We start from the raw sequence: 6235 nt of genomic DNA, 5'->3' as shown, positions 1-6235 counted from the left end.
CAACGCGGATCATTCAGAAGGCTGTAAAAGTGAGAAGCGGTTGATTTCGCTGACTTCGATCTCGTGAACGCCGGGGATACAGGCGCTTCAATTCCCGTACTTGCCCCCTCCGCGCCTGCGGCGCTCCTCCCCCGGAGGGGGAAGAAGGTAATCCCCTTCCGCCCCCTTCCGGGGGCGGACGACCACGCCACGCGTGGTCAGGTGGGGGCCCTGCGGCGGGGGCCGTATTGCTCTCCCAAAAATAGCTGACTAAAGTCAGCTAATGTCTGATCCCGACCTCCGGCAAATCCGCGCCTTCAACCGCCTGGTCACCCAGCGGATCGGGGTGCTGCAGGCCAGCTATCTTGGCCAGGGGCGGCCGTTCGGCGAGGCGCGGGTGCTGTTCGAGGTCGGTCGCGATGGCGCCGACGTTCGTGACCTGCGCCAGCGGCTGGAGCTGGATTCCGGCTATCTCAGCCGCCTGCTGCGAGCCCTCGAACGCCAGGAGCTGGTCGTGGTCGAGAAGTCGGCCGCCGACGGCCGGGCGCGGCTGGCGCGGCTGACCGACCGGGGGCAGGCCGAGGTCGACGCCTATGACGTGCAGTCGAATCGGCTGGCTCAGTCCCTGATCGATCCGCTGGACGAGCGCCAGCGCCGCCGGCTGGTCGAGGCCATGGGCGAGGTCGAACGCCTGCTGCGGGCCTCGGCCGTGGCGGTCGAGGTCGTGTCGCCGGGCTCGGCCGACGCCCGCTGGTGCCTGGACCGCTATTTCGCCGAACTCGCCCAGCGTTTCGACAGCGGCTACGACCCGGCCCAGGCCGCGCCGGCTCCCGAGGATCAGTTCGCGCCGCCCAAGGGCTGGTTCGTGGTCGCCCGGCTGGAGGGGCGGCCGGTGGCCTGCGGCGCCCTCAAGCGGGTCGACGCCGAGACTGGCGAGATCAAGCGGCTATGGACCGACCCGACCTCGCGCGGCCTGGGCCTGGGCCGCAAGGTGCTGACGACCCTGGAGGCCCTGGGGTGCGAAGCCGGGCTCCGGCGCGTCCGCCTCGACAGCAACGCCGCCCTGACCGAAGCGATCGGCCTCTACGCCAAGGCCGGCTACGAAGAGGTCGAACGGTTCAACGACGACCCCTACGCCCAGATGTGGTTCGGGAAGGCGCTGGGGTGAGTTCGGCGCCCTCGCCGTTGCGAACTTGTTTCCCTCTCGCCTTGCGGGAGAGGGTGGCCCGAAGGGCCGGGTGAGGGGTCGAAGACTGGATCCGCCGCGACAGCGGATCGGCTGGACGCCAAGCCGACAGGACTATCGACCCCTCATCCGTCAGCTTCGCTGACACCTTCTCCCGCAAGGGGAGAAAGAGCCGGAAGGGCCGCCGGCTACCGTCGTGGCGCGCCGACCGGCAGCGTCAAGGTCGCCGACTTCAGTCCCGGCGCGCTGGCTTGCACCGTCATCGCGCGCCCAGAGCCTTCTCCCCGCACGAACGCCGTGGCCTGGCCGCGCCAGGCCTGGCGGGTGGGCGAGGCGAACGGGGTATGGTCGGTCGGGGCGGCGTTGTCGGCGGCGACCAGGCGGCCGGAACCGCTGACCGAGAAGGTGATCGCCGCGTCGGACGCGGGCGCGACCACGCCCTTGGCGTCGACCACCTGGGCGCGGACGATGGCCAGGTCGTCGAATGTCGAACCCGCGACCTTGTCATCGGTGACCAGAATCAGCCGAGCCGGCGCCCCCGCCGTGCGCAGCGTATCGCGTGGCCCTGAGCCGCCGCAGGTCGCCACCACCTCGCCGGGGGCGAAGCTCACGGCCCACTGGCGCGGCGCGCCGTCAGCCGGCAAGGCCTTCGCGCCCAGGCTCTTGCCGTTCAGCGACACCTCCACCGACGGGCAGTTGCTGTAGACCTCGATCGTCTCCGGATGCGGCGCCGGGTCGGCGGGCGTCCAGTCGTCGAGGATCTGGGCCTTGGGGGCCGGGGTGGCGACGGCGATCATGGTCGGCAGGGCCGGGGCCGGGCCCGCGCCGTCATTGGGCGGCGGCGGGGCGGCCGGGGCGGCGTTGCGCGTCACGTGGATGACTGGCTGCTCGGCCCACCAGCCGGCCCGCTGCATGCCCGAGACCTTCACGTTTCCCGTGCGGTCCAGCAGGCCGGCGGGGTTGTCGATATTGGGCCAGCCGCTGCGGTCGGCCTCGCCCAGATAGTCGACGCCGGTCCACAGGAACATGCCGGCATAGGGGCCGTAGTCGCGGACGGCGATCCACGAGCCCCGCGCGTGGGTGTTCTCGGTCCCGACGATCTTGCGCGTCGGCTTGGCGTCGTGGGCGGCCTTCAGCTCGTTCTCGCGATAGTTCTGCCCGACCACGTCCAGCATGTCGGCCAGGCCGTTGGCGTAGTCGCCGGTCACGTTGGGGCGGAACAGGCCCATGGTCACCGGCCGGGTCGGGTCGGCGGCGTGCATCACGGTCAGCAGGCTCTTCAGCGCCGCCTTGGCCTGGACGGGATAGGCGGTGTCGTGGATTTCGTTGCCGGCGCTCCAGATCACGACGCTGGGATGGTTGCGGTCGCGGCGCAGCATGTCGCGGGCGTCGCGCTTGTGCCAGTCGCCGAAGAACAGGTGATAGTCGCCGGGCGTCTTGGCGACGTTCCACTGGTCGAACAGCTCGTCCATGACCACGAAGCCCATCTGGTCGGCCAGGTCGAGGAACTCGGGCGAGGGCGGGTTGTGGGCGGTGCGGATGGCGTTGACGCCCAGGGCCTTCAGCGCCGCGAAGCGCTGGCGCCAGACCGCCAGGGGCACGGCCGCCCCGACCGCCCCGCCGTCGGCGTGCAGGGCCACGCCCTTCAGCTTGAGGTTCTTGCCGTTCAGCCAGAAGCCGGTGTCGGCCTCGAATCTGGCTTCGCGGATCCCGAACGGGACGGCTTCACTGTCGGATGGCTGGCCGTCGGCGCCGATCACCCGGACGGCGGCCTTGTAGAGGTTCGGGCTGGCCAGGTCCCACAGGCGCGGCGCGGGGATGGAAAGCTCGGCGGTCAGGGTTTCGGTGCGGGCCGGATCGACGGCGACGGGTGTGACAGACTGGCGGGCCACCACCTTTCCGTCCGGATCGGTGACGACGATCTCCAGCCCGGCCGAGGACGAGGCCCGGCCGTCGTTGGTGAGCTCCACCGCGATCTTGGCCGTGGCGCGGTCGGCGCCGATCACCGGCGTGCTGACGAACACGCCGCCTTGCTCGACATGAACATCGCCGGTCTCGATCAGGCGGACGCCGCGATAGATCCCCGAGCCGGCGTACCAGCGCGACGAAGGCGCGAACGAGGTGTCGGCGCGGACGGCCAGCAGGTTGGGGCCGTCGGTCTTCAGGAAATCGGTGACGTCATAACGCAGGCCGACATAGCCGTTGGGGCGATGGCCCAGATGGTGGCCGTTGATCCAGACGCCGCTGCGCTCCATCACGCCGTCGAGCTCGACGAAGAACCGCCGGCCCGGCGTCGGCCGGACGTCCAGGGTCTTGCGGTACCAGGCAATGCCGGTCGGGAAGAAGCCGCCGGCGCCGCCGGCTCGGGCCTTGATGTCGATGGGGCCGGCGATGGCCCAGTCGTGCGGGACCGAGACGGTCGCCCAACGGGAATCGTCGAGATTGGCGGTCTCTGCGCCTTCGGGATCGCCCTGGACGAAACGCCAGCCGCCGGTCAGCGGGGTGACATGGCGCTCGGCGGCCTGGGCCGCGGGAGTCAGCAGGGCCAGGGCCAGAAGTCCGGCCTTGAGCGCGCGGACGCGGCGCGGCGCGGCGGCGCCGGGGTTGCCGGTGACCATGGAGTCCTCCCAGACCAGCTCATCCGGGGCCCGGCCTCGCGCCGGGACTCCCACAAAATGAGATATTATTCCATTTTCTGAAAATCTAATGTCAAAGGCCTCGGGAGGCAACGGGGCGACCCGAGAGGCGGATGGCGCCGCGTCCGCTAGGCCAGCTTCAGGAACAGCACGCGCGCCGCGCCATACTCGCGCGTGTCCAGCAGCTCGAAGCCGTCCAGCACTGGATCCGCCTCGCCCCGGCCGCGCTCGAACATCAGGATCGCGCCGGGGGCCAGCCAGCCGCCGGCCTTCAGTTCGGCGACGGCCTTCTCGCCCAGGCCCTTGGCGTAGGGCGGGTCGAGGAAGGCCAGGTCGAACGGCGCGCCGGCGCTGGCGGGGCGCAGGCCCAGGTCGGTGGCGTCGCGGCGGTGGACCCGAGTGACGCCGAACAGCTGCATGGCGTCGATGTTCTCGCGGATCGCCCCGCGCGCGGCGTCGTCGGTCTCGACGAACAGGCAGAAGGCCGCGCCGCGCGACAGGGCCTCCAGCCCCAGCGCGCCCGAGCCGGCGAATACGTCGATGACCCGCGCGCCGTGCAGCTCCGGGGCCCAGGCGGCGTGCTCGAGGATGTTGAACACCGCCTGGCGGGCCCGGTCGGAGGTGGGGCGAGTGGCCTCGCCCGGCGGAGCGACGATGGCCTTGCCGCGATACTGGCCCGAGACGATGCGCATCAGGCGGCGGCCTCCTCGGCGGCCAGGTGGTATTTGCGCTCGATCCAGGCGCCGGCCCGGGCCAGCACGACCGTCAGGGCCGCCATGACCGCCCAGCCCCACGCATTGGCGATGCTGAAGAATGCCAGGGCGCACATCATGCCCGGCAACAGGGCGACGCGGACCAGCACGAACAGCGCCTCGGGCAGGGCGATCGGCTTGGCCAGCTTGCCGACGAAGACCGCATAGGCCCACAGCACGGCCAGGGCGAAGCCGATCAGCGCCACGTGGGTCAGATAGACGGGGAAGGCCTGGCCGCCCTCCTGCCGCCACAGCAGCTCGGTGCCCAGCGGCAGCAGGCCGATCAGGCCCAGCACGACGAAGTTCAGCGCGTCCAGCACGCCGTTGGCCGAGGCCAGGCGCGAGAAGATCCGCCGATGGCTGACCCAATAGATGCCGATCACGCCGAAGCTGACCGCATAGGTGATCAGGTGCGGGGCCATCTGGCGGAACAGGTCCGGGACGCCATGCCAGTGGTGGGGCGGATGGATCTCGATGGCCAGCAGGGTGATGGCGATGGCGAACACCGCGTCCGAGAACAGGATCAGCCGATGCAGGTGCCCCGCGCCCGTGTCGCCATTGCCCAGATCCTTGTCGCTCATAGATGTCCCCTTACAACCCGTAACCGGATGTGTGCCGTCCTCCGCGCGCGGCGGCAAGCGCGCGCTTTACAAGATCGCGGTCGCCCCCTCTTAGTCGCGCCGAAGGGGAAGAGGCGATCGGACGATGCGTATGGGCGAAATCCTGGAGGCGGCGAAGCGCTCGCGCTTTCTGGCCGACCTGACGCCCTACGACCGCGACCCGTGGCGGACCGTGTTCGCCGTGCCGGTCGGCGTGCTGGCCGGCGCCGTCGCCGCCTTGCTGGGCGGGGCCTCGGCCATCCTGATCGCCCTGGTGATCGTCAGCGGGCTGGACGGCGCGCCCGCCGCCGGCGAGCTGTTCGCGGTGTTCTCCGATCCGAACCTGGCCGAGCCCACGGGCCGCCAGTCGCTGTTCATCCTGGCGGTGCTGGCCGGGATCAATCTGGGCGCAGCGGTCGGCTTCGTGTTCGCCGCCGGCGCCATCCACCACCGCCGAATCACCGACTACGTCAACCGCAGCGAGCCGGTGCGCTGGCGCCTGCTGCTGGGCGGGCTGGTCCTGGTCGGCGTCGTGATGATCGCGATCACCGCCATCGCCGCCCTGGCCGGCGAGGCGATCGATCCGCCGCTGTGGAAGGTCTCGCCCAACCTGGTGGGCCGCAGCCTCTACGCCATCCTGTCCGTCGGCCTGCTGGTCCTGGCCGCCGCCGCCGAGGAGCTGGTGTTCCGGGGCTGGCTGCTCAAGCAGAGCGCCGCCTATGTCCGCGATCCGGTGGTGCTGATGGCCCTGAACGGCCTGCTGTTCGCCGCCATCCACCTGGACCCCAATATCGACGCCTTCCTGGTCCGCGCGGCCATGGGCGCGGGCCTGACCTGGATGGCGCTGCGGCTGGGCGGCATCGAGCTGGGCATCGGCGCCCACGCGGCCAACAACGCCGTGATCCTGCTGCTGCTACGGCCGATGACCACCCGCCCCGACGCGCCGCACGAGTTCAAGGCCGGGCTGATCGCCAGCGCCCTGGTGGTGCTGGCCGGCTTCATCGGCGTGGCCGAGCTGGCGGTCCGCTGGCCGGCCCTGCGCCGCTGGACCGGCGTCCGGACGCCGGCGACGGCCTAGACGGC

At 70.9% G+C, this 6235-nt stretch carries 5 protein-coding genes; 2 read left to right on the top strand and 3 right to left on the bottom strand.

Annotated features, from left to right (window positions below):
- Positions 1–262 precede the first annotated feature (262 nt).
- Complete coding sequence (locus tag ASC70_RS23325; RefSeq protein ID WP_056055275.1) at positions 263–1147, top strand: helix-turn-helix domain-containing GNAT family N-acetyltransferase; 885 nt, start codon at positions 263–265, stop codon at positions 1145–1147.
- A gap of 206 nt (positions 1148–1353) precedes the next feature.
- Here the strand turns inward: ASC70_RS23325 and ASC70_RS23320 are convergent, their stop codons facing one another.
- From ASC70_RS23320 to ASC70_RS23310, 3 genes are all read right to left on the bottom strand, one after another.
- Positions 1354–3783, bottom strand: a complete 2430-nt coding sequence (locus tag ASC70_RS23320) for a glycoside hydrolase family 2 TIM barrel-domain containing protein (protein ID WP_056055272.1) — start codon at positions 3781–3783, stop codon at positions 1354–1356.
- Positions 3784–3929: 146 nt separating this feature from the next.
- The gene (gene rsmD / locus ASC70_RS23315; RefSeq protein ID WP_056055269.1) at positions 3930–4493 is read right to left on the bottom strand and encodes a 16S rRNA (guanine(966)-N(2))-methyltransferase RsmD; all 564 of its coding nucleotides are present in this window, start codon (positions 4491–4493) and stop codon (positions 3930–3932) included.
- The gene (locus tag ASC70_RS23310) at positions 4493–5134 is read right to left on the bottom strand and encodes a TMEM175 family protein (protein WP_056055267.1); all 642 of its coding nucleotides are present in this window, start codon (positions 5132–5134) and stop codon (positions 4493–4495) included. Before ASC70_RS23310 ends, rsmD begins: the two co-directional genes overlap by 1 nt.
- 124 nt (positions 5135–5258) lie before the next feature.
- On the opposite strand from ASC70_RS23310, the gene ASC70_RS23305 reads away from it, so the two are divergent.
- Entirely contained in the window at positions 5259–6230 is a 972-nt protein-coding gene (locus ASC70_RS23305) for a CPBP family intramembrane glutamic endopeptidase (protein ID WP_056055263.1), read from the top strand.
- Positions 6231–6235: the final 5 nt, after the last annotated feature.

The sequence above is a fragment of the Caulobacter sp. Root343 genome (assembly GCF_001425745.1).
Taxonomy (GTDB): domain Bacteria; phylum Pseudomonadota; class Alphaproteobacteria; order Caulobacterales; family Caulobacteraceae; genus Caulobacter.
This window is presented reverse-complemented; position numbering and strand designations above follow the sequence as displayed.